Annotated in this window: 20 protein-coding genes; 10 read left to right on the top strand and 10 right to left on the bottom strand. The window is 71.8% G+C overall.

Annotation, left to right across the window (positions count from 1 at the left end; all coding sequences use genetic code 11):
* Window positions 1-195 precede the first annotated feature (195 nt).
* The 5 genes from ACFFJB_RS04750 to ACFFJB_RS04730 form a co-directional block, all read right to left on the bottom strand.
* Entirely contained in the window at window positions 196-519 is a 324-nt protein-coding gene (locus ACFFJB_RS04750; RefSeq protein WP_376829952.1) for a DUF2849 domain-containing protein, read from the bottom strand.
* Between the two features lie 147 nt (window positions 520-666).
* Window positions 667-1725, bottom strand: a complete 1059-nt coding sequence (locus ACFFJB_RS04745) for a sulfate/molybdate ABC transporter ATP-binding protein (RefSeq protein ID WP_376829950.1) — start codon at window positions 1723-1725, stop codon at window positions 667-669.
* Between the two features lie 25 nt (window positions 1726-1750).
* Complete coding sequence (cysW, locus tag ACFFJB_RS04740; protein WP_376829948.1) at window positions 1751-2644, bottom strand: sulfate ABC transporter permease subunit CysW; 894 nt, start codon at window positions 2642-2644, stop codon at window positions 1751-1753.
* Entirely contained in the window at window positions 2637-3509 is an 873-nt protein-coding gene (cysT, locus tag ACFFJB_RS04735) for a sulfate ABC transporter permease subunit CysT (RefSeq protein ID WP_376829946.1), read from the bottom strand. The genes cysW and cysT overlap by 8 nt, the downstream gene beginning before the upstream one ends.
* A gap of 176 nt (window positions 3510-3685) precedes the next feature.
* On the bottom strand, window positions 3686-4699 hold the full coding sequence (locus ACFFJB_RS04730; protein WP_376832538.1) for a sulfate ABC transporter substrate-binding protein: 1014 nt from the start codon (window positions 4697-4699) through the stop codon (window positions 3686-3688).
* 374 nt (window positions 4700-5073) lie between these two features.
* Between ACFFJB_RS04730 and ACFFJB_RS04725 the strand changes: the two genes are divergently transcribed.
* A complete protein-coding gene (locus ACFFJB_RS04725; RefSeq protein ID WP_376829944.1) occupies window positions 5074-6114 on the top strand; it encodes a cysteine synthase A in 1041 nt (346 codons plus the stop codon).
* Between the two features lie 199 nt (window positions 6115-6313).
* Complete coding sequence (locus tag ACFFJB_RS04720; RefSeq protein ID WP_376829943.1) at window positions 6314-6688, top strand: glycine zipper domain-containing protein; 375 nt, start codon at window positions 6314-6316, stop codon at window positions 6686-6688.
* Window positions 6689-6897: 209 nt separating this feature from the next.
* Here the strand turns inward: ACFFJB_RS04720 and ACFFJB_RS04715 are convergent, their stop codons facing one another.
* Window positions 6898-7698, bottom strand: coding sequence for a response regulator (locus tag ACFFJB_RS04715; RefSeq protein ID WP_376829941.1), 801 nt, complete (start codon window positions 7696-7698; stop codon window positions 6898-6900).
* 601 nt (window positions 7699-8299) lie between these two features.
* Between ACFFJB_RS04715 and ACFFJB_RS04710 the strand changes: the two genes are divergently transcribed.
* Genes ACFFJB_RS04710 through ACFFJB_RS04700 form a run of 3 tightly spaced genes read left to right on the top strand, consistent with a single transcriptional unit; the run spans window position 8300 to window position 10829 of the window.
* The gene (locus tag ACFFJB_RS04710) at window positions 8300-8575 is read left to right on the top strand and encodes a NepR family anti-sigma factor (RefSeq protein ID WP_376829939.1); all 276 of its coding nucleotides are present in this window, start codon (window positions 8300-8302) and stop codon (window positions 8573-8575) included.
* A complete protein-coding gene (locus ACFFJB_RS04705; protein ID WP_376829937.1) occupies window positions 8572-9129 on the top strand; it encodes a sigma-70 family RNA polymerase sigma factor in 558 nt (185 codons plus the stop codon). The genes ACFFJB_RS04710 and ACFFJB_RS04705 overlap by 4 nt, the downstream gene beginning before the upstream one ends.
* A gap of 11 nt (window positions 9130-9140) precedes the next feature.
* The gene (locus ACFFJB_RS04700; protein WP_376829935.1) at window positions 9141-10829 is read left to right on the top strand and encodes a sensor histidine kinase; all 1689 of its coding nucleotides are present in this window, start codon (window positions 9141-9143) and stop codon (window positions 10827-10829) included.
* A 150-nt stretch (window positions 10830-10979) separates the two neighbouring features.
* Here ACFFJB_RS04700 and ACFFJB_RS04695 read toward each other — a convergent pair whose 3' ends face one another.
* From ACFFJB_RS04695 to ACFFJB_RS04685, 3 genes are all read right to left on the bottom strand, one after another.
* Entirely contained in the window at window positions 10980-11156 is a 177-nt protein-coding gene (locus ACFFJB_RS04695; protein ID WP_376829933.1) for a DUF1328 domain-containing protein, read from the bottom strand.
* A 366-nt stretch (window positions 11157-11522) separates the two neighbouring features.
* The gene (locus tag ACFFJB_RS04690) at window positions 11523-15071 is read right to left on the bottom strand and encodes an indolepyruvate ferredoxin oxidoreductase family protein (RefSeq protein ID WP_376829931.1); all 3549 of its coding nucleotides are present in this window, start codon (window positions 15069-15071) and stop codon (window positions 11523-11525) included.
* A gap of 212 nt (window positions 15072-15283) precedes the next feature.
* Window positions 15284-16345 carry an asparaginase domain-containing protein gene (locus ACFFJB_RS04685; protein WP_376829929.1) on the bottom strand — a complete coding sequence of 354 codons (1062 nt, stop codon included), beginning with the start codon at window positions 16343-16345 and terminating at the stop codon, window positions 15284-15286.
* Window positions 16346-16625: 280 nt separating this feature from the next.
* Between ACFFJB_RS04685 and ACFFJB_RS04680 the strand changes: the two genes are divergently transcribed.
* From ACFFJB_RS04680 to ACFFJB_RS04665, 4 genes are all read left to right on the top strand, one after another.
* A complete protein-coding gene (locus ACFFJB_RS04680; protein ID WP_376829927.1) occupies window positions 16626-18080 on the top strand; it encodes a circularly permuted type 2 ATP-grasp protein in 1455 nt (484 codons plus the stop codon).
* Window positions 18081-18160: 80 nt separating this feature from the next.
* The gene (locus tag ACFFJB_RS04675; protein WP_376829925.1) at window positions 18161-19102 is read left to right on the top strand and encodes an alpha-E domain-containing protein; all 942 of its coding nucleotides are present in this window, start codon (window positions 18161-18163) and stop codon (window positions 19100-19102) included.
* 73 nt (window positions 19103-19175) lie between these two features.
* Window positions 19176-20003 carry a transglutaminase family protein gene (locus tag ACFFJB_RS04670; protein ID WP_376829923.1) on the top strand — a complete coding sequence of 276 codons (828 nt, stop codon included), beginning with the start codon at window positions 19176-19178 and terminating at the stop codon, window positions 20001-20003.
* A 31-nt stretch (window positions 20004-20034) separates the two neighbouring features.
* Window positions 20035-20850 (top strand): proteasome-type protease, encoded by an 816-nt coding sequence (locus ACFFJB_RS04665; RefSeq protein ID WP_376829921.1) that lies wholly within the window; start codon window positions 20035-20037, stop codon window positions 20848-20850.
* 66 nt (window positions 20851-20916) lie between these two features.
* Here ACFFJB_RS04665 and ACFFJB_RS04660 read toward each other — a convergent pair whose 3' ends face one another.
* Window positions 20917-21777, bottom strand: coding sequence for a MaoC/PaaZ C-terminal domain-containing protein (locus tag ACFFJB_RS04660; protein WP_376829919.1), 861 nt, complete (start codon window positions 21775-21777; stop codon window positions 20917-20919).
* A gap of 215 nt (window positions 21778-21992) precedes the next feature.
* Between ACFFJB_RS04660 and ACFFJB_RS04655 the strand changes: the two genes are divergently transcribed.
* Complete coding sequence (locus ACFFJB_RS04655) at window positions 21993-22904, top strand: IclR family transcriptional regulator (RefSeq protein ID WP_376829917.1); 912 nt, start codon at window positions 21993-21995, stop codon at window positions 22902-22904.
* Window positions 22905-22966 lie beyond the last annotated feature (62 nt).

Here is a 22966-nt window from a genome sequence, read left to right as displayed (position 1 = left end):
ACCCCGCGTCCTTCGCGCCGGGACCTGCCCCGGCGCCGTCACGTGGCGCGGCGCCTGCGCCGCCCCTGCGGCGTCATCCTCACCGGCGCCGCTGCGGCGGCGCCTGCTCCTGCGGCCGGGCCGGCGGGCCCCGCGCCGCTCACGCGGCTGGCGGGCGCCGGCGTCGCCCGCGCCATCCGGCCTGGCCAGCGCGGTTCATGCGGCGATCTCCGGCAGGGTGCGGTTTTCGGTGATGGTGGGGCCGCGCTGCGCCCGGATGCGCTCGCGCAGCAGCAGCGGCCGCGGCGCGCCGTCCGCCAGCTCCACGTCGATCAGGTACGGCTCCACCACAATGTCGGCGGCCACATCGCGCGCGGAGGCCTCCAGCAGCGCCGCCGCCGCCTCCGGCGTGTCGGCCGTCGCCGCGTCGGCGATGTCCGTGGACCAGCCGCCCGCCGCCGTGCGGAACACCACGAGACCGCTGGTTAGGGCGTTGGCGGTCACAACCTGGAGCGCGTGCCCCTTGGCGGCCCTTTTCATCGTCGTACCGTCCCTCGCGCCGTAACGGGCGCTCACAGTCTGAACCTGCTCCAATCTGGACCCGCCAATTCCCGTTGGCAAGGCCCGGCGGCGCATATTTTACGATACGCGACGTATCAACGCAATATTTCACGCGAATTATATGTGTTATTCATCATCCCCGGCGAACACCCGCCCGCCGAGTATCTCCAGCGCCACGCGTTCGCCCACGTCCCAGTCGCGGCCGGCGGCGGCGTCCACCTCCACCACGGCGTCGCAGGCGTCAAGCCGCACCTCGGCGCGCCGGCCGTTGGCGGTGCGCCGCAGGGCGCGAATCACGCCGGCGACATGGTCCTGCCGCTGCGCAGCGGCGGCCTCGGCGAGACGCAGGTCATATGGCCGCAGCCACAGCCAGCCCTCGCCGCTCGCCACTGAGGACTTCGGCGCCTGCAGCGCCCGCCCCGCCAGCACCGCCCGCCCGTCGCGCACCTGCACCGGCACACGGGCGGCGTCGCCGACGAAGGCGGCGATGAAGGCCGAGGCCGGATGGTCGTGGATCTCGTCGGGCGTGCCGACCTGTTCAAGGCGGCCGCGGTTGAGGATGGCGACGCGGTCGGCCAGCTCCAGCGCCTCGTCCTGGTCATGGGTGACGAAGATGGTGGTGTGGCCGGTGCGCTCGTGGATCTGGCGCAGCCAGGAGCGCAGGTCCTTGCGCACCTTGGCGTCAAGGGCGCCGAAGGGCTCGTCCAGCAGCAGCACGCGCGGATTGACGGCCAGCGCCCGGGCCAGGGCGACGCGCTGCTTCTGCCCGCCGGAGAGCTGGGCCGGATAGCGCCCGCCGAGGCCTTCAAGCTGCATCAGCGCCAGCAGCTCCTCGACGCGGGCGCTGATCTGGGCGCGCGTCGGGCGCTCGCGGCGCGGGCGCACGCGCAGGCCGTAGGCGATGTTGTCGGCCACGCTCATGTGGCGGAACAGGGCGTAGTGCTGGAACACGAAGCCGACGTTGCGCTCCTGCACCGACAGGCGCGTGGCGTCGATGTCGCCGAAATGCACGGTTCCGCGCTCGGCCTGTTCGAGGCCGGCGATGATGCGCAGCAGCGTGGTCTTGCCGGAGCCGGAGGGGCCGAGCAGCGCCATCAGCTCGCCGGAGCGGATGTGCAGGGTGACGCCGCGCAGGGCGCGGGCGCCGCCGAACTCCTTGGCGACGTCGGTTACGCGGATATCCACTGGCCTGCTCCGTTCGTTCCCGCCCTCAGCCGCGTCCGTGGCCGGCGATGGCGTCGCCATAGCGCCACTCGAGGACGGTTTTGCCCAGAAGCGTGATGAGGGCGAGGATCGCAAGAAGCGAGGCGACAGCGAAGGCTGCGACGAAATTGTACTCATTGTAAAGGATCTCGACATGCAGGGGCATGGTGTTGGTCAGCCCCCGGATGTGGCCCGACACCACCGACACCGCCCCGAACTCGCCCATGGCGCGGGCGTTGCACAGCAGCACGCCGTACAGGAGGGCCCAGCGGATGTTGGGCAGCGTGACGGTGAAGAAGGCGCGCAGGCCCGACGCCCCCAGGGTGAGCGCCGCCTCCTCGTCCTGGGTCCCCTGCTCCTGCATCAGCGGGATCAGCTCGCGCGCCACGAAGGGAAAGGTGACGAACACCGTCGCCAGCACGATGCCCGGCAGGGCGAAGATGATCTGGATGTCATGGGCCTGCAGCCACGGTCCCAGCAGCCCCTGGGCGCCGAACAGCAGCACGTAGACCAGGCCCGCCACCACCGGCGACACCGAAAACGGCAGGTCCACCAGGGTGACCAGCAGGCTCTTGCCCGGAAACGTGAACTTGGCGATGGCCCAGGAGGCGGCCACGCCGAACACGAGGTTCAGCGGCACGGAAATGGCCGCCACCAGCAGGGTGAGGCGGATGGCCGCCAGCGCGTCCGGATCGGAGAGCGCGGCGAGATAGCCCTCGACGCCCCTGGCGAACGCCTGGCGGAAGATCAGCGTCAGCGGCAGCAGCAGGAACATCGCCAGGAAGGCCACGGCGAAGGCAATGACCGCGTAGCGGGCCCAGCGCGGCTCGGTGATCACCGACGGCGGCGGGTAAAGCCGCTCGCGCTGCGGCAGGTCGGGTCCCGGCGTCACGTCACGCATGGCCCATCCTCCTGCGGCTCCACGCCTGGATGAGATTGATGGCCAGCAGCATCAGGAAGGCCATGGCCAGCATGATGACGGCGATCACCGTGGCGCCGGTGTAGTCGAACTCGCTGAGCTTGATGACGATGAGCAGCGGCGCGATCTCCGACACCCCCGGCAGGTTGCCGGCGATGAAGATCACCGAGCCGTACTCGCCCAGCGCGCGGGCGTAGGCGAGCGCAAGGCCGGTGAGCGCCGCCGGAACCAGCGGCGGGGCGATGACCTGGAACACGGTCTGCCAGCGCGAGGCCCCGAGTGTGGCGGCCGCCTCCTCCAGCTCGCGGTCCAGCTCCGCGATCAGCGGCTGCACGGTGCGCACGGCGTAAGGCAGGCCGATGAACACCAGGGCGATGAAAATGCCGACGGGGTTGTAGACCACCTGCCAGCCCAGCCGGGCCAGCGGCGCGCCAAGCCAGCCGTCCGGCGCGTAGAGCGCCGCCAGGGCGATGCCGGCCACCGCCGTGGGCAGGGCGAAGGGCAGGTCGACCATGGCGTCCACCGCCCGCCGGCCGGGAAAGCTGTAGCGGGTCAGCGCCCACGCGATGACCACGCCGGCAAGCGTGGCCGTGACCGCGGCGATGGCGGAGACGCCGAAGCTCAGCCACAGGGCGTGGCGCACGCGCCCGTCCGCCAGGGTCTCCGTGAAACCGGCGACGCCCGCCTCCGACGCCCGCAGGAACAGCGCCGCCAGCGGCAGAAGCACGACCAGCCCCAGCCAGGTGAGCGCATAGCCCAGCGCAAGACCAAAGCCGGGCAGCGCGCCCGATTTGCCGAAGCGCCGTCTTCTCCCCCCGGAAGCCGGCGCGGCCGCCGCAACAGTCATGAAACCCCACTCCCGCTCACATCGCCGCCGCCCGGCGGCGGACCGCCCGCGCCGGAACGCAGGGCCGCGGCGGCGCGCCGCGGCCCGGGCGTCGCCCGGCCGGGGGCGACGCGCCCCCGCGGCCCGGCCGGCGCCCCCTGCCCGGCCCGCCGCCGCGCCGCCCCCGCCGGACGCCCCTACTTGCGGGCCGTCAGCTGGTCGAAGACGCCGCCGTTGTCGAAATACGTCTTCTGGATAACGTCCCAGTTCCCGAGCAGATCCTCAATGCGGAACATCTTCACATCGACGGGACGGTCCTGCGGATCGAGCGCCGAGAGGTCCGAGGGCCGGTAGTGGTGCCTGGCGATGATGCGCTGCGCCTCCGGCGAATAGAGGAACTTCAGATAGGCCTCGGCGACCTTGCGCGTGCCGCGGCGGTCGACGTTGCCCTCCACCAGCGCCACCGGCGGCTCGGCGAGGATGGACGTCGGCGGCGCGACGATGTCGAACTGGTCCTTGCCGAACTCGTTGATGATCAGGTGCGCCTCGTTCTCCCAGGCCGGCATCACGTCGCCGAACTTGCGCTGGGCGAAGGTGATGGTGGAGCCGCGGGCGCCGGTGTCGAGCGACTTCACGTTACGGTAGAGCGCGCCGACGAAGTCACGGATCTTCGCCTCGTCGCCGCCGAACTTCTGCGCCGCATAACCCCAGGCGCCGAGGAAGTTCCAGCGACCGCCGGCCGAGGTCTTCGGGTTCGGGGTGATGACGCCCACGTCCTCGCGCACCAGGTCGTCCCAGTCGCGGATGTTTTTCGGGTTGCCCTTGCGCACCACGAACACCACCGTGGAGGTGTAGGGCAGGCTGTTGTTGGGCAGCCTGGCGCGCCAGTCGGCCGGAATCTTGCCGGTGAGCCTGGCGATGGCGTCGATGTCCGAGGGAATGCCCAGGGTGACCACGTCGGCGGGGGCGCCGTCGATGACGGTGCGCGCCTGCGAGCCGGAGCCGCCGTGCGAGGTGCGCACCTGCACCTTCTCGCCGGTCTCCTTTTCATAAGCGGCGGCGAAGGCGGCGTTGAGGTCGCGGTAGAGCTCCCGGGTGGGATCGTAGGAGACGTTGAGCAGCGTCTCGGCGGCGAGCGCCTCGCGCGGCATGCCGGTCACCAGCGAGGCCGCCCCGGCGAGACCGGCGGCGGCGACGCCGGCCAGCGCCATCAGCCGCAGCGCGCCGCGCCGGCTGGCCGGCGCCCCATGCAGGCGGGCGTCACCGCGCTCCGCCTCCGCCCCCGCCCGCGGCGTGAGCGCCCTGTGCAGCAGTCCGATAACCTGACGATTCCGAGTGGCCATGGCAGCCTCCTGTGCTTTCCACCCATAATCGCGATGCTTTGCCGGATTGCAACAACAAAAATGTGAATTGTACGTATTTACACCATTGATAAGTGAATTCTGTGATAACCCGTCCCGGGCTGCGGGCGCCCGTTGCAACCGGCGCCGACGGCGTTAATGTCGTCCTCCGGTTTCGCCGCCTGGCCCGGCGCGGCGCCGGCGTTCGCCGCGCCGCCGGGCGGACCGTTCTCAGGGATATGCGAATGAAGCGCTATGACAGCGTCCTGGACGCCATCGGCAACACCCCGCTGATCCGGCTGCGCCGCGCCTCCGAGCTTACCGGATGCGAGATTTACGGGAAGGCGGAGTTTCTGAACCCGGGACAGTCGGTGAAGGACCGGGCGGCGCTGTACATCATCCGCGACGCCGAGAAGCGCGGCCTGCTGCGGCCGGGCGGCGTGGTGGTGGAGGGCACCGCCGGCAACACCGGCATCGGCCTCGCCATGGTGGGCAACGCGCTCGGCTACCGCAGCGTGATCGTGATTCCCGAAACCCAGGCGCAGGAGAAAAAGGACGCCCTGAGGCTGCTGGGCGCCGAGCTGGTGGAAGTGCCGGCCGTGCCCTACGCCAACCCTGACAATTACGTGAAGCTCTCCGGCCGCCTCGCCGAACGGCTCGCCGCCTCCGAACCGGACGGCGCGGTGTGGGCCAACCAGTTCGACAACGTCGCCAACCGGCAGGCCCATATCGAGACCACCGGTCCGGAGATCTGGGAGCAGACCGGCGGCCGCGTGGACGGCTTCATCTGCGCCGTGGGCAGCGGCGGCACCCTCGCCGGCATCGCCATCGCCCTGAAGGAGCGCAACCCCGCCATCCGCATCGGCCTCGCCGATCCCATGGGCGCGGCGCTGTACCATTATTACGCCCATGGCGAGCTGAAGGCGGAGGGCTCGTCGATCACCGAGGGCATCGGCCAGGGCCGCATCACCGCCAATCTGGAGGGCGCGCCCGTCGACGTCGCCTACCAGATCCCCGATGAGGAGGCGCTGCCGGTGATCTTCGACCTGCTGGAGCATGAAGGGCTGTGCCTTGGCGGCTCCTCCGGCGTCAACGTGGCCGGCGCCATCCGCCTGGCGAAGGAGATGGGACCGGGCCACACCATCGTGACCATCCTCGCCGACTACGGCAACCGCTACCAGTCCAAGCTGTTCAATCCGGCCTTCCTGCGGGAGAAGGGACTGCCCGTTCCGGCGTGGCTGGAGCGGCCTTCGACCATCCGTCCGCCCTTCGCCGGCGGCGCCTGAGGCCCTCCGGCGCGGGCGAACCGCCCCGCGGCGCCCCGTCGCAAGCCCCCTTTTCCCGGCCCCGGCCCCGCGCGGATTGCGGAACAATCGCGCGCAGGAGGCCGTTTGTCCTGCGCCCGGCAAGGGCTATCGTAGGGCGACGCGGGGCGTCCCGCCGTCGTGGCGGGGCCGCCGCCGCGCGGATGCGCAGGAGAGCGTCATGAGTTCGTGGCTGGGAAGCAGCAGGCCGAAGAAGGTTTCCGACGAGCTGGAGGCCATCCGGTCGGAGATCGCGTCAATTTCCGCGCGGGTGTCGCAGCTCGCCGGCTCCGCCGGAGACAGCCTGCGCGACAACGTCGCCCAGCTGCGCGCCGCGTTGCCGGACGCGGGCCAGCTGTCGGGCCAGGCCTCGAAAGCCGTGGCCGGCGCCCTGGACGAGGGCCGGCGGTATCTTGACCAGGCGGGGGCGGAGGTGCGCGGCGGCGTGCGCCAGGCGCGCGCCGCCGTCAGCGACAACCCCCTCGCCGCCATGGCCGTGGCTGCGGGCGTCGGCTTCCTTGTCGGCCTGATGTGCGGACGCCGTCACGACGCGTGACCGGCGCGGGGCGCGCCGCGCCCCCCTCCGCCCGGCGGGCCGGGGACGCCGGAGAGAAGGCGGACGCCGGAGCGGGCGGCCCCCGCGAGAACCGGACAAAACGGGCCGGAACACAAGAAGGGCCGGAACGGGAAAGGCCAGACGCCGCGGCGTCTGGCCCATGTTTTTTGTCGCTGTTTTCTGGCGTTTTTCCTGAGCGCCGCGCCCGCTCAGGCGGCCGGGCGCTGGCCGCCGGCGCGCTGGTCAAAGAACAGCGCCTGGGAGACGGCGGCGCGCACCGTGTCGGTGTGGAACGGCTTGGTGATGAGGAAGGCCGGCTCCGGCCGCTCGCCGGTGAGCAGCCGCTCCGGATAGGCGGTGATGAACACCACCGGGGCGGAAATGCCGGCGATGATCTCGTTGACGGCGTCGAGGCCGGAGCTGCCGTCGGCCAGCTGGATGTCGGCGAGCACCAGCCCGGGCCGGCGCTGGCGGGCCTTCTCCACCGCCTCGCGGTGCGTGCGGGCCACGCCGATGACGCGGTGGCCCATGTCCTCCACCAGCTCCTCGAGGTCCATGGCGATGATCGGCTCGTCCTCGATGATGAGCACGTCGGCGGCCACCTGCGCGGCGATCTCCCGCCCCGCCTCGTTCACCAGGGTCGCGGCGTCGGCGGCGGAGACGCCGAGAATGGCGCCCGTCTCCTCATGGGAGAAACCCTCGATGGCGGTGAGCAGAAAGGCCTGTCGCGGCAGGGGCGTGAGCGCGGCGATGCGCTGCTCGGCCACGGCGCCGGGCGCGTCGCTCTCCGGCGTTTCGAGTCCGGGGCCGACCGAGGACCAGATGCGCAGGAAGATCCGGTACAGCGACAGCCGCAGCCGCGGCCCTGGCGTGACCATCGACGGATCGGCGACGATCGCCTCCAGGGCGGCCACGACATAGGCGTCGCCCACTTTCTGGCTGCCCGTGAGGGCGCGGGCGAACCGTCGCAGGTACGGCAGATGGGGCGCAATCTCTTGCGACAGCGACATTGAGGGCTCCAGACGGCTGGCGGAAAGGACAGGGGGTGACGGCGGCGCGGCCAGGCGCGTCGCGGCGACTTTCCGGGTAACGCCGGCCTCGCGCGATGGTTCCATATTTTTTCCGGAACCAGAAGCGGCTCCGCGCGTTCTTACAGCGGATCGCGACGCAGGAGCCGCCGTGAGCCCCCCTCCGGGGGCCGCGCAGCGGCGCCACGGTCGCGCCGCGTCATGCGCCGCCGGCCTTCGCCGGGGCCGAGTCCGGGAGTCTGGATCACTTGCTCCGCAATCTGGCCGTTTACGAGCTGGCCCCTCCTCACGCTCCCGCCGTTGCGGCCGCGCCCGCCGGGCCGGGGCCTTTCCCCATGTCCCGCCGCTCAATGCCCTTCTGGTCCATGTCCCGGCGCGTAATGTCCCGGCGCCTCCTGTCCTGGCGAACGGCTTGCCGGCGAGCGGCCGGCGGACGATGCTCATGCGTCTGGCGGAGGCGGGCCGGAGACAGGACGCGCCTCCGCGCGCATCCGTTCCTGTCAGACAGTTTCAACCAGGCGTGCGCAGCGCCCGCCGGCTGCGGCCGCGGCGGGACGCGGCCGGCTCCAGGAAAGCAGTCACGATGAACCAGTTCAAGTTTTCCGACTCTCATGACGCGCGGGAAGGACGTGACGGCGGCGCCGACGGAGCCGGGCGCGAGGACGTCCGCGTGAGCGCGGACGCCCGCGGGACCGGACAGGAGGATCCGGTGGAGCGCGCCATCGCGGCCAGGCTGCGGGCGGTTTACGACGAGGTCGTCAGCCTTCCCGTTCCCGACCGCTTCCTTGACCTGCTTTCCAGCCTCGACGGGAAAACGGCCTGCGCCGGCGGCGGGGCGGATGGAGAAGACGACACGTGACGGATCCAGACCGGTTCAAGACAGCGCTGCTCGCCGAACTGCAAAGCCTGCGCGCCTTCGCCATCTCCATCACCGGCAATGTGGAGCGCGCCGACGACCTGGTGCAGGACACGCTGGTGAAGGCGTGGAGCAACATGCACGGCTACACCGAGGGCACCAACATCCGTGCGTGGCTGTTCACCATCCTGCGCAACACCTTCTATTCCGACTTCCGCAAGCGCTCGCGGGAGGTGGAGGACGACGGCGCCTACGCCGCCCGCCTCTCCGTGCACGCGCCGCAGCACGGCCACATGGACCTCGCCGACTTCCGCAAGGCGCTGGCGACGCTGCCGGACGACCAGCGCGAGGCGCTGATCCTGGTGGGCGCCTCCGGCTTCTCCTATGAGGAGGCGGCGGAGATCTGCGGCTGCGCGCTCGGCACCATCAAGAGCCGCATCAACCGCGCCCGGGCCCGGCTCGCAGACATGCTGGCGGTGTCCTCCGGGGCGGATTTCGGCCCGGACGCGGATTCGTGCGCCGCCATGCCGGACGTCGCGGGCGGCCGGCGCGACTGAACGGAGGCGACATGTTGCGGGCCGCCAGCGTGCGCTCCCGGTTGCTGGCCCTGTTTGGACTTGCAGTCCTGCCTGCGGTGGCGCTTTCGGCCGCCTTCACCTGGCAGGGCTACCGCACCATCAAGCTCACCACCGCGAAGTTCCAGCGGCTGGCCGTGGCCAGCCTCGCCGCCCAGGTGGGCGGCGACCTCACCGGGCTCAACGTGCTGGGCCGGGCGCTCCTGGCCACCATGGACGGCGACGACGCCCGTGACTGCGCCGACCTGCGCCGCCAGACCGAGCCGGGGCGCGACGGCCGCGTCGCCGCCTACGCCTATTTCCGCGACGGCGCGCTGGTTTGCGCCGCCGGCGACGCCGGCGCCCTCGCCGGCTTTCCCGCTCCGCCCGTCCGCCCGGCCGGCGAGGAGCCGGCCGGCCCCACCGCCCTGACAAGCGACGGCGACGCCCCGCTCCTCGGGCTGTTCTCCTGGGGCCCGCACGGTCGCGCCCTGCTCACGGTGGTCGCGCCGTCGCATCTGGAGAACAAGGTGCTGCGCGCGTGGACGCGCGGCGGCCATTTCATCGTCACCGACGCGCGCAACCGGCCGCTGGCGGGCATGGCGTCGCTGGCCGGCGACCCGCCGGCCGACTGGCTGCCGCGCGACCCGGCGACGTTCGCCGCCGCCCATGAGGATCTGGTCGACGCGCCCTCGCGCGACGGCCACGCCCTCACCTACGCCGCCGCCACGGTGACGCCGGGGGTGGCGAGCGTGTTCTCCGGCCTGCGCGCGGTGCGCTTCGGCGCCGCCGAGCAGCAGCTGGCGCTGGGGCTCGCCGCGCCGCTGCTGGTGTTCGCCATCGTCATGGCGGTGACCTGGCTGGCCATTGACCGGCTGTTCCTGCAGTGGGTGCGGCGGCTGTCGAAAACCGCCATCCGCCTGTCCTACGGCGACTTCAACGTACGGGCGGCGCTGCCGCCCGCCGCCCCGCGCGAGCTGCGCCAGTTCGCCGACGCCTTCGACCAGATGACCGAGGTGCTGGCGGCGCGCACCCGCGAGCTGGCCACCGTGGCCAACCAGCGCCAGGCGCTGCTCAAGGAGCTGCATCACCGGGTGAAGAACAATTTCCAGGTGATCGTCAGCTTCATCAGCCTCAGCCGCCGCCAGAGCAGCGGCGAGGCGCAGGAGGCGCTCGGCCTCTCCGAGTGCCGCGTGCAGGCCATGGCCGCCGCCTACAAGCAGGCCCTGGCCGAGGGCGACATCACCAGCGCGGCGCTGGGGCCGCTGGCGGCCGAGGTGCCGGCCCATGTGGAGCAGTGCAGCGGCGCGCCGCCGCAGACGCTGTCACGCCGCGTCGACCCGGCCGTGGAGGCGGAGTGTTATCTGGAGCTTGACCGGGCCATTCCGCTGGCGCTGCTGCTGGTGGAGACGCTGTGGCCGGTGCTGGCGCGGCCGGGCGCCGCGCGCCCGGCGGCCCATCTGGAGCTGGCGCGCGAGGGCGGGGGCGTGCGGGTGCGGCTGTGGGACCTGCGCGACGGGGCGGCCGCGCCGGAAACGCCGGAGGAGACGCTGGCGCGCCGGCTCAGCGGCCGCATGCGCCAGGCGTTCATAACCCAGCTCGACGCGCAGCAGGCGCCGCCCCCGGCCCATGCCGGCCCCGCCGGCGCGACCTGCGTGCTGTCAGTGGTGATCCCGACCGCGCGCGAGCCGCACGCCGGATGACGCGCGCGGCGCGCCCCCGCATGACGCCCTCCCCGCATGCGCGCCAACGACCGCGCCAACGACCGCGCCAACGACGAAACGCCCGGCGGACGGCCGGGCGTTGGCGACGTGCGGTGGCCTGCGACCGCGGCGCGCGGATCGCGCTCCGGGTCAGATCCCCGGCCTGCGCCCGCGCATCACGCCGGCGACGGCGGAGATCACGAACAGCACCAGCGCCACGATGAAAATCAGCTTGGCGATGCCGACGGCGGCGCCGGCGATGCCGCCGAAACCAAGAACAGCCGCGACAAGCGCGACGACAAGAAAGGTGATGGCCCAGCCTAACATGAGCATTTCCTCACAATCTGACGCCGCGCAGGGCCGCGCGACTGGCGATTTGCTTCTGGACAACGCTCACGGCGCCGGCTGGTTCCGGCGAAATTCATGAAGGCCGCCCTGACGGCCGCCGCGCGGCCGCCGCCGGAACTGCCAGGACGCGGCGCCCGGCCAGCGGCGCCGGCGCCGGCCGGCGAACCCGCCGCCCCGCCCGCGCCCCAAAAGCCGGCCCGGAACGCCGCCGCTTCCGGCGGCCGCTCCGGACGGCGACGGCCGGGGCACAGACGCGCAGCGGCCGGACCCTCGCCGGGGAAGGGGGCCGCCCCGCTTTCCCTGGAGCCAGCCGCTCCCCCGCCTCCCGCCGCCGGATGGCGGCGCTCACTCGGCCGCGCGGGCCAGCTGCGGCGGGTTGTCGAAGGCGGCGCGCAGCATCGCCTCTTTCGTCTTCGCCGCCTTCACGTTGCGCTCCTTCACATGGCCGAAGCCGCGGATCATCTCCGGAACCGACAGCAGGTCCACGGCGATGGCGTGACTGGCCGGAGTGAGCCCGGCGATGACATGGCGCACGAGCGCCTCATAGTCGGCGATGAGCTGGCGCTCCATGCGCCGCTCCCGGGTGTAGCCAAAAATGTCGAACGGGCCGCCGCGCAGCTTCTTCAGCCGCGCCAGCACGCGGAACACCGGCATCATCCACGCGCCGAACTCCCGCTTCTGCAGCTCGCCGGTCTCCGGGTCGCGCCGGGCGACCAGCGGCGGCGCCAGATGGAAGCGCAGACGGTAGTCGCCCTCAAACTGCCGCTCCAGTCTGGCGCGGAAGGCGGGGTCGACGTAGAGGCGCGCAACCTCATACTCGTCCTTGTAGGACATGAGGCGGAACAGATTGTGGGCCACCGCCTCCGCCAGGCCGGAGCGCCCGGGCGTCTTCGCCTGTTCGGCGGCGCGGACCTCCTCCACCAGCCGGCGGTAACGCTCCGCCCACGCGGCGTCCTGATAGCCGGTGAGGAACGCCACGCGGCGCGCGACGACCTGGTCGAGGTCCGGCGCCTCGGGCGGCGGCGGGGCCAGCAGCGGCCGGGCGATGCGCTGCACCTTCTCCGGATCATGGGCGGCGAGCCGCCCCCATGCGAAGGCGCGCAGGTTCATCTCCACCGCGGCGCCGTTGAGCTCCACCGCCTTTTCGATGGCGCCCAGGGACAGCGGCAGCAGCCCGCGCTGCCAGGCGTAGCCCAGCATGAACAGGTTGGTGGCGATGGCGTCGCCCGTCAGGGCCGTAGCCAGTTCGCTGGCCTTGACGAAATCCACCTGGCTTTCGCCCAGCGCCTGGCGCATGGCCTTCTTCATGCGGGCGTATTCGAAATCAAGGTCCGGATTGATGACGAAGCTGGCGGTGGGCTGCAGGTAGTCGTTCACGACGGCGCGGGTGACGCCGTGCTCCACCCGCGTCAGCGCCGGGGCGCTGGCCGCCACCACCATGTCGCAGCCGAGCAGCAGGTCGGCGCCGCCGGGGGCGATGCGCACTGCGGCGAGGTCCTCCGGCCTGGGCGCAAGGCGCACGTGGCTCATCACCGCGCCGTTTTTCTGCGACAGGCCGGTGAAGTCGAGCACGGTGCAGCCCTTGCCCTCAATGTGCGCCGCCATGCCGAGCAGCGCGCCGACGGTGATGACGCCGGTGCCGCCGATGCCGGTGATGAGGACGCCGTAAGGCTCGGCCAGCTCCTTCACCTGCGGCTGCGGCAGGCCGGCGAAGGGGTCGTCGTCCGCAGGCGCGGCCGCGACGGACTTCTTCACCTTCCGCAGCGCGCCGCCGTGCACGGTGACGAAGCTGGGACAGAAGCCGTTGAGGCAGGAAAAGTCCTTGTTGCAGTTGGACTGGTCGATCTGGCGCTTGCGTCCGAACTCGGTCTCCAGCGGCTTCACCGAGACGCAGTTGGACTTCACCTGGCAGTCGCCGCAGCCCTCGCACACCAGGTCGTTGATGAACACGCGCCTTGGCGGGTCGGGATAGAGGCCGCGCTTGCGGCGCCGGCGCTTCTCGGCGGCGCAGGTCTGGTCATAGATGAGCACCGTCACGCCTTCGGTCTCGCGCAGCTCGCGCTGCGCCTGGTCGAGGCGGTCGCGGTGGAAGACGCTGGTTCCGGGCGGAAAATAGCCGTTGGGCGGATATTTGTCCGGATCGTCGGAGACGACGACGAGGCGGCTGATGCGCTCGGCCGCCACCTGGGCGGCGATCTCGCCCACCGAATAGCCGCCCTCGGCGTGCTGGCCGCCGGTCATGGCGACGGCGTCGTTGTAGAGGATCTTGTAGGTGATGTTGACGCCCGCGGCCACGGCGGCGCGGATGGCGAGGATGCCGGAGTGGGTGTAGGTGCCGTCGCCGAGGTTCTGGAAGACGTGCGGCTCCTCGGTGAACGGCGCCTGGCCGATCCAGTTGGCGCCCTCGCCGCCCATGTGGGTGATGGTGGCGGTGCGGCGGGCCGGGATGTAGCTGGCCATGCCGTGGCAGCCGATGCCGGCCATGGCGCGCGAGCCCTCCGGCACGTTGGTGGAGGTGTTGTGCGGGCAGCCGGAGCAGAAGAAGGGCGTGCGCGCCAGCGAGGTGACCGGAAGGGCGCCCGCCTGCTCGAACGACTCCAGCCGCGCCAGCCGCTGCTCCAGCGCCGGGTCCGCCTGGCCGCGCCGGCGCAGCCGCGAAACGATGACCCGGGCCACCATGGTGGGGTTGAACTCGCCCTCGCTGGGCAGCAGCGGCGCGCCGTTCTCGTCGCGCTTGCCCACCACCATGGGGCGGCGGTCCGCCGGCATGTTGTAGAGGTAGCGCATCAGCTGGTCTTCGATGAAGCCGCGCTTTTCCTCCAGCACCAGGATCTCTTCCAGCCCCTCGGCGAAGCGCAGCGCCCCCTCGCGCTCCAGCGGCCAGGTGAGGCCCACCTTGTAGATGCGCAGGCCCAGCGCCCGCGCCTGGTCGTCGGAGACGCCGAGATCGGCGAGCGCCTGGCGGGCGTCGAGATGCGCCTTGCCGGTGGTCATCAGGCCGATGCGGCCGGGCACGCCGGCGTCGCGGCTGTCGAGCACGATCTCGTCGAAGGGATTGGCGCGGGCGAAGGCGGCCACCGCCTCCATGCGCGGGCCGTGCAGGCGCGCCTCCGCCTCCAGCGGCGGATCCGGCCAGCGGATGTTGAGTCCGCCCGGCGGCATTTCGAAATCCGTGGGGATGTTGATGCGGATGCGGTCGGGGTCGACATGGACCGAGGCGGAGCTCTCCACCGCCTCCGATATCGCCTTGAAGCCCACCCAGCAGCCGCTGTAGCGCGACAGGGCGAAGCCGCGAACGCCGAAGTCCAGATACTCCTGCACGTTGGCCGGGTTCAGGACCGGCATCATCGCCGCCATGTAGACCTGCTCGCTCTGGTGGGCGAGCGTGGACGACTGGCAGCCGTGGTCGTCGCCGGCGATGGCCAGCACGCCGCCGTATTTCGACGTGCCGGCGGAATTGGCGTGCTTGAGCGCGTCCATGGAGCGGTCGACGCCCGGCCCCTTGCCGTACCAGATGCCGAACACGCCGTCGTATTTCGCGCCCGGGAACAGCCCCACCTGCTGGCTGCCCCACACGGCGGTGGCGGCGAGATCCTCGTTGAGGCCGGGCTGGAAGACGACGTGCTCCTGCTCCAGCAGCCTGCGCGCCTGCCACAGGGCGTTGTCGTACACGCCGAGCGGCGAGCCTCGGTAGCCGGAGATGAAGCCGGCGGTGTTGAGGCCGGCCGCGAGGTCGCGCTGGCGCTGCATCATCGGCAGGCGCACCAGCGCCTGGATGCCGGAAATGTAAACGCGCCCGGACCGCAGCAGGTATTTGTCGTCCAGCGAGACGTCGCGCCGGACGCCGTCGCGGCCTGGGGCGGTCGCCAGGGAGGCGGAAACGTCGGTGGTCATGTTCGGCACCCCGCGCAAGGGGCGTCCAGGCTCCGCTTCCTCCCTGACATGGCCCGGTTGTGCCGTGGGCCAGTCCCGGAAACGCCCGCCGTGGCCGCCAGTCGTATATTTTATAAAAACTTAGAACCCTGACGGATGCTGTCAATGCCGCAGGCGCCGCGCGCGTCCGCCTAGCATGCGCGGGGCGCAGGGCGCGGGGAGCCGCCGGCCGCTCAGGCGCCGGGAGCCGCTCCCGGGCGGGCGAAGGCGGCGAAGGCGGCGCGCACCGCCTCCGGCCCGGCGCCGAGGCGCAGCAGCAGCTGCAGCAGCAGGCGCGCCTTCAGCCCGTCGAGCATGCCGGCTCCAATGGCGCCGCGGCCAAGCAGGTCGATTTCCGATCCCGGATAGCCGTAGGTGCGCGAGAACACCGGGCCGGCCCCGGCGCGCGAGGCGAGAATCACCGGCATGACCGCGGCCACCGCGCCGACGGTCCCGGCCATGGCGGCGGGCACATGGCCGGCGCCCGCTCCCTCCAGCACCACGCCGGCGAAGCCCAGCGACGGCGCCGCAGCCAGCAGGCGCCCGTCGTCGCCAAGGCCCACGCGCAGCAGCGCCACCGCCGGCCAGTCGCCGCCCGCCGCCAGGCGGTCAAGCGCCGTTCCCTCCGGCAGGCCCAGCAGCCGGTCCAGCGTCGGCGGCGCCGCCGCCGGGCGCAGGGCGAACCACGCCTCCCCCTCGGCCACCACGCCGAGCGGACCGGCGCCCGGCGACGCGAAGGCCGAGGGCAGCGTGGTGCTGGCCTTGCGCGCCAGCGCCGCGGCGTGAATCTGGTCGTTGAGCACCACCAGCGGCCCCAGGCCGGCGGCTTCCGGCGCCAGCGCCGCCGCGGCGGCGGCCAGCAGGTTGGCCGGCCCGTCCGCGCCGGGCGCTTCGGGCGGACGCATGGCCCCGGTGACCGCCACCCGCAGCTGCGGCGCCAGCAGCAGCGCCAGCACGAAGGCGGTCTCCTCGATGGTGTCGGTGCCCTGCACGACCACGGCGGCGTCGGCCTCCCCCGCCGTGAGGCGCGCCCGGACCAGCGCGGCGACGGCGACGACGTCCTCCGGCGTCAGCGAGGACGAGGCCTTGCGGGCGAAGGCCACGGGAATGATCCCGGCCCGGGCGGCGAGCCCCGGCGCCGCGGCGGCGAGCGCGCCGGCGTCGAGGGTGGGCGCGACGCCGGCGCCCTCCGTCCGGGCCGTCATGGCGATGGTGCCGCCAGTGGAGATGAGCAGGATGGCTGGCCGCCTGGTCAAGGTGATGTCTCCGCGCTGTCAGGGCGCCGCCGGCCTGGGCTGCGGCGGCGCCCGCCCCCTGTTTCTGATGCAAATATCATCAGCCGGGCCTGGCGACTGGCCCGGAAAACAGACACATGGCCCAGTCAACAGGCAGTATGAGTCTTCTCAGGGGCGCCGGCCGGACGTCATGATGACATCGTCACTTGTCCCGCGGCGCGCCAGCGGACCCGGCGACAGGGCGGCCTGACCGTCCGCGCCGCCCAGGTCTGGCATGCTGCCCGAGCCATGGGAGAACGCCATGTCCGATGTCCTGGAAGCGTCGGCCGTCTTTGACGAGATGTACGGCTTCACGCGCGGCGGCGAGACCCCGGAAACCGTGCGCCAGGCCTATGTCGCCATTGACGCCTGGCTGCGCTCGGCCCCGCCCGGCCTGCTGGAGACGCGCCGCAGCCAGGCCGAGCTGTTCTTCCGCCGTCTGGGCATCACATTCGCCGTTTATGGCGACGAGCAGGCCAGCGAGCGGCTGATCCCCTTCGACATCATCCCGCGCGTGCTGCTGAAGTCGGAGTGGGCGCTGCTGGAGCGCGGCCTGCGCCAGCGGGTGCGGGCCATCAACGCCTTCCTCTCGGACATTTACGGCAGGCGCGAGTGCCTGCGCGCCGGCATCGTGCCGGAGGACCTGATCTGGCGCAATCCGGCCTACTGCCCGGAGATGGCCGGCCGCCCCGCCCCGCACGACCTGCGGGTGATGATCGCCGGCATCGACGTGGTGCGGGTCGATCCGGACAGTTTCTACGTGCTTGAGGACAACGTGCGCACGCCGTCGGGCGTCTCCTACATGCTGGAGAACCGTGAGGCGATGATGCGCCTGTTCCCGGACCTGTTCGCGCGCATGCCGGTGGCGCCGGTGGAGACCTATCCGGGGCTGCTGCTGGAGACGCTGCGTTCGGTGGCCCCGCCCGGCGCCCGCCACGACCCCACGGTGGCGCTGCTCACCCCCGGCCAGCACAATTCGGCCTTCTACGAGCACTCTTTCCTCGCCGACAAGCTCGGCATCGAGCTGGTGGAAGGTTCGGACCTGTTCGTGCGCGACGCCACGCTCTACATGCGCACCACCGAGGGGCCGCGGCGCGTGGACGTGCTGTACCGGCGCGTGGACGACGACTTCCTCGATCCGCTGGCGTTCCGCCCGGACTCGCTGCTGGGCGTGCCGGGGCTGATGGAGGCGTATCTCGCCGGCAACCTCACACTCGCCAATGCGGTGGGCGCCGGCATCGCCGACGACAAGGCGATCTACAGCTACATGCCGGAGATCATCCGCTTCTACACCGGCGAGGAGCCCATCCTGAAGAACGTGCCCACCTGGCGCTGCCGCGAGCCGGAGGCGCTCGCCCATGTGCTCGGCCATCTCGACGAGCTGGTGGTGAAGGAGGTGAACGGCTCGGGCGGCTACGGCATGCTGGTGGGGCCGCGCGCCACGCGCGCGCAGATCGAGGAGTTCCGCCAGCGGCTGCGCCACGCGCCGGCCGGCTTCATCGCCCAGCCCACCCTGGCGCTCTCCACCTGCCCCACCTGCGTGGAGAACGGCGTGGCGCCGCGCCACGTGGACCTGCGCCCCTTCGTGCTGTGCGGCGCGGACGGCATCCGCGTGACGCCGGGCGGCCTCACCCGCGTGGCGCTGAAAGAGGGCTCGCTCGTGGTCAACTCCAGCCAGGGCGGCGGCACCAAGGACACATGGGTGCTCGAGGCCTGATCCGCGCGCCCGCGGCCCGGGCCGCCCCGCCCTTCCCGCCGCCGCTCCGCCGCCGCCGGCCCCAATGACGGAGGACGCCAATGCTGTCCCGCACAGCCGACAGTCTTTTCTGGTTCGCCCGCTATCTGGAGCGCGCCGACTTCCAGGCGCGCCTCCTGGAGACCGGGATGCGCCTCTCCAGCCTGCCCTCCACCAGCGGCCCGGGCAATGAGTGGGAGAGCGCGATCACCGCCTCCGGCGGCATGGCGCTGTTCTCGCAGCTCCATGACGCGGCGGACGAGGACTCCGCCCGCCATTTCATCATTTTCAGCAAGGACAATCCGTCCTCGATCCGCAACTGCATCGCCGTGGCGCGCGCCAACGCCCGCTCGGTGCGCGCCGCCCTCACCAGCGAGGTGTGGGAGGCGATCAACGAGGCCTGGCTCGAGCTCCGGGCCATGGGCGAAGGCGACATGAACCGCGAGGAGACGCTGCGCTTCCTGGACTGGGTGAAGCGGGTGCCGCGCGCGGTGGAGGGCGCGGCCCACCACACCATGCTGCGCAACGACGCCTACTGGTTCATGCAGCTCGGCGAGGCCATCGAACGCGCCGACAACACCGCCCGCATCCTCGACGTGAAATATCACCTGCTGCTGCCCTCCACCGAGCGGGTGGGCGGCAGCCTCGACTACTTCCAGTGGGCGGCGATCCTGCGCCAGGTCTCGGCGCTCACCGCCTATCACTGGGTGTACCGGGAGAGCGTGCGGCCGTGGCTGGTGGCGGACCTGCTGATCCTCAACCGGCAGATGCCGCGGTCGCTGGCCTCCTGTTACGGCCGCATCGTCCACACGCTGGACGACATCGCCGAAGCCTACGGCCAGCACGGGCCGGGCCAGGACCAGGCGGCGGCGATCCTCGCCCGGCTGGAGGGCCTGCGCATCGCCGACATCTTCCAGCTCGGCCTGCACGAATTCATCACCGGCTTCATCCAGGACAACAACCGGCTCGGGGCGACCCTGTCGCAACAGTATCTGCTGTCCTGAGGCCACGTCGGCATTTTCCGGGCGCGCGGCGGCCGCATGCGGGCCGCCGCCGCCCCACGCACCGGGGGACGCCATGCGCATCCGCATCGCCCACACCACCACCTACCGCTACGACCAGCCGGCGCGACGCCTGCAGCAGATCCTGCGCCTGACGCCGCGCTCCAGCGACAGCCAGCACGTGCGCTCCTGGCGGGTGATCGTGCGGCCGGAAGTGCGGCTGCGCCACGACGAGGACATGCTCGGCAACCACCTGCTGCGCCTGTGCCTGGAAGGCCCGACGCAGGAGATCAGCATCAGCGTCAGCGGCGAGGTGCAGACCAGCGACACCCACGGCATCCTGCGCGGCGTGACGGAGCGCTTCCCCCCGGCGCTGTTCCTGCGCGAGACGGCGCTGGCGCGGGCGGACGCCAGCCTGCGCGACTTCGCCCGCGAGGCCGCCGGCGCGCCCGGCCGCAACCGGCTGGACGTTCTGCACGACCTGATGCGCGCCATCCACCAGCGCATGATTTTTGATCCGCGCCACACCCACGCCGCCACCACCGCGGCGGAGGCCTTCGCCCTCGGCCGGGGCGTGTGCCAGGACCTGACCCACGTGTTCATCGCCGCCTGCCGGACGCTGGACATTCCCGCGCGTTACGTCTCCGGCTATTTCGTGCGCAATGACGGCGTCACCGAGCAGGAGGCCGCCCACGCCTGGGCGGAGGCGCATGACCCCCTCCTCGGCTGGGTGGGGTTTGACCCCGCCAACTGCATCTGCCCCACGGACGCGCACGTGCGCGTGGCGGTGGGACTGGACTACAATGGCGCGGCCCCGGTGCGCGGCAGCCGCTCCGGCGGCGGCGCCGAGACGCTTGACGTGGCCCTCACCGTGGCCCAGGCCAGCAGGCAGGGCCAGGCATGACCGCGCCGGACCGTTCCAGCAGGATCCCGAGATGACCTATTGCGTTGGCATTCTTGTCCAGAGCGGCGTGGTGCTGCTCGCCGATACGCGCACCAACGCGGGCATCGACAACATATCCACCTTCCGCAAGCTGCACGTGTACGAGAAACCGGGCGAGCGGGCGATCGCCCTGGCCTGCGCCGGCAATCTCTCCATTTCGCAGTCGGTGCTGTCGCTGGTCAGCGAGGGCGTGACCAGTCCGGACACCGGCGAGACCGAGCGCATCACCGACACGCCCAGCATGTTCCGCACGGCGCAGCTGGTGGGCGCGGCGGTGCGGCAGATGCGCCGGCAGTATGGCGAGGCGCTGGAGCAGGCGGGGCTGGCCTTCGACGTGACCTTCCTGCTGGCCGGGCAGATCCGCGGCGGCCAGCTGCGGCTGTACATGATCTACGCCGCAGGCAATTTCATCGAGTGCTCGCGCGACACGCCCTTCCTGCAGATCGGCGAGCACAAGTACGGCAAGCCGATCCTCGACCGCTCTGTCCGCTGGAGCACCTCGCTGGACGACGCCATCAAGCTCGGCCTGCTGTCGATGGACTCGACGCTGCGGTCCAATCTCAGCGTCGGCCTGCCGCTGGACATCGCCGTGATCGGCCGCGACGCGCTGAAGATCGCCGTGACCCACCGCATCGAGAGCGGCGACCCGTATTTCCATGACCTGAGCGAGCGCTGGTCGTCGGCGCTGCGGGCGGCGCACATGAACATTCCGCCGCCGCCATGGGGCGTGGGCGACGCCGGCAAGGCCCCGGCCGCGGCGCCGCCGGACGCGGCCCTTGGCCAGGGGCGTACGGCCCGCGGCCGCTGAGGCGGCGGCGGACCGGGCCTTTTCCGGCCGCTTTCCGGGCGGCGGCGGCCGCCGCCCCGGCGCGGCTTACACGAACTCGGCGTAGCCGTTGTTGATGACCACCACGTCGCGCTCGCGCACGCGGGCGCGGAACGACACTCCCCCGCCCTCGCCGCGCCAGATCTCCGTCACCACCGTCTCGCCCGGATACACCGGCGAGGTGAAGCGCACGTCCATGCGGCGCATGCTGTCCGGATCGCCGTCGCCGATGGCGTCGACCAGCGCCCGGCCCACCACGCCATAGGTGCACAGGCCGTGCAGGATCGGCGCGCGGAAGCCGGCGCTGGCCGCCACCTCCGGGTCGGCGTGCAGCGGATTGTAGTCGCCGGACAGGCGGTAGATCAGCGCCGCCTGCGGCAGGGTGGGCAGCGCGACGGTGAGGTCCGGCGCGCGCTCCGGCACGGGATGCGGCTTCGGCGTCGGGCCGGACTTGCCGCCAAAACCGCCGTCGCCGCGCAGGAAGCTGGAGCCCGTGACCTTGCACAGCAGCTCGCCGGTCGCCTTGTCGATGATGTCGCGCTCGATGTAGAGGATCGCGCCCTTGCCGGCGCCCTTGTCGATGAGGTCGGTGACGCGCGAGCGGCCGATCACCGTGCCGGCGGCCGGCAGCGGCCGGAACACCTGCAGCCCCTGCTCGCCGTGCAGCACCTTCGTCCAGTCCACGCCGGTCTCCGGATTCTTCAGCCAGAAGCCGGGATAGCCCAGCACCACCGCCATGGTGGGCAGCGCCCGCAGGTTCTCCTCATAGACGAAACGCAGCTGCTTCCCGTCCAGCGGATCGGAGCCCGCCCCGACGCCCAGCGCGTACAGGATGGTGTCCTTCTCGGTATAGGTGTGCTCGAGGTCCTCGAACGGCCAGTTGAGCAGGCGTTCCGGATCGATGGCCATCTGCGTTTCCCCTGACGTTTCCCGGATTGCGTTACCGCCAGGAACTTGTCATAGGCGTCGGCGGCAGGCAATCTGCGAAAATGGTTTTTGCAGATCGGCGCCCGGACGCGGCGCCCCGGCGCGGCCCCATGCGCCGCCGGGACGGTCGCGGCGCGTAACGCCGGGGCGAGAGGCCCCGCGACGCCCTTGCGGCGTCGCCTTCAGCGGAGACGGTCTTGCCAGACACCCCCGTGACCACCTCCCCCCCTCCCGGAGCGGAGGACGCCGGCGACGTCAGGGCCGGCCGCCGCAAGGGGGCGTCCAGAACCTCCCGCGCCAGCCGGCGCCCGCGCGAGACGGAGGGCGCGGACAGCGGCCGCCAGTTCGTCGCCGCGCTCGCCCGCGGGCTGGACGTGCTGTCGGCCTTCCGCGTTTCCGACGGGCCGCTGGGCAACCAGGAGCTGGCCGAGCGCACCGGCCTGCCCAAGCCCACGGTGTCGCGCATCACCCACACGCTGATGGAGCTGGGCTATCTCAGCTACAATCCGCGGCTGGCCAATTACGAACTGGGCGGGCGCACGCTGAAGCTGGCGTTCACGGCGCTGGAGCGGCTTGACATCCGCCGCGTGGCCCGGCCGCTGATGCAGGAGCTGGCCAACGCCGGCGACATGAACATCTCGCTCACGGTGCGCGAGCGCCAGTCGGTGATCTGCATCGAAACCTGCGAGGGGTCGGCGCTGATCGGCCTGCGCCTGCCGGTGGGGGCGCGCATGCCCATCGCCACCACCTCGGCCGGCAAGGCCTGGCTCGCCGGCGCCACGCCGGAGGAGCGCGCCGCCGTGCTGGAGGAGCTGCGCCGGCAGAAGCCGGAGGACTTCCCGAAGCTGAAGGCCGCCGTGGACGCGGCCGTGGCCGAGATCCGCGAGAAGGGCTACTGCACCTCCATCGGCGAGTGGCAGCGCGACATCAACGGCGCCGGCGCGCCGATCATCCTGCCGGACGGGCGCGGCGTCTACGCCCTCGGCCTCGGCGGCCCGGCCTATCTGCTCGGCGAAAAGGAGATACACGAGCGCTTCGGCCCGATGCTGGCGCGCACGGCGCGGGCCATCGCCGACCAGCTCGGCGGCGTCACCCGCCCGCCGGCCTGAGGGCGGCCGCGCGGGCCATACGGGGCCGCAGGCCGCCGTCCCGGACGGCGCCGCCCTGCGCC

Origin of the sequence: Camelimonas abortus, assembly GCF_042432745.1 — a bacterium.
GTDB lineage: Bacteria > Pseudomonadota > Alphaproteobacteria > Rhizobiales > Beijerinckiaceae > Camelimonas > Camelimonas abortus.
The sequence above is the reverse complement of the archived record's forward strand: the minus strand, read 5'-3'. Positions and strand labels throughout refer to the sequence as shown.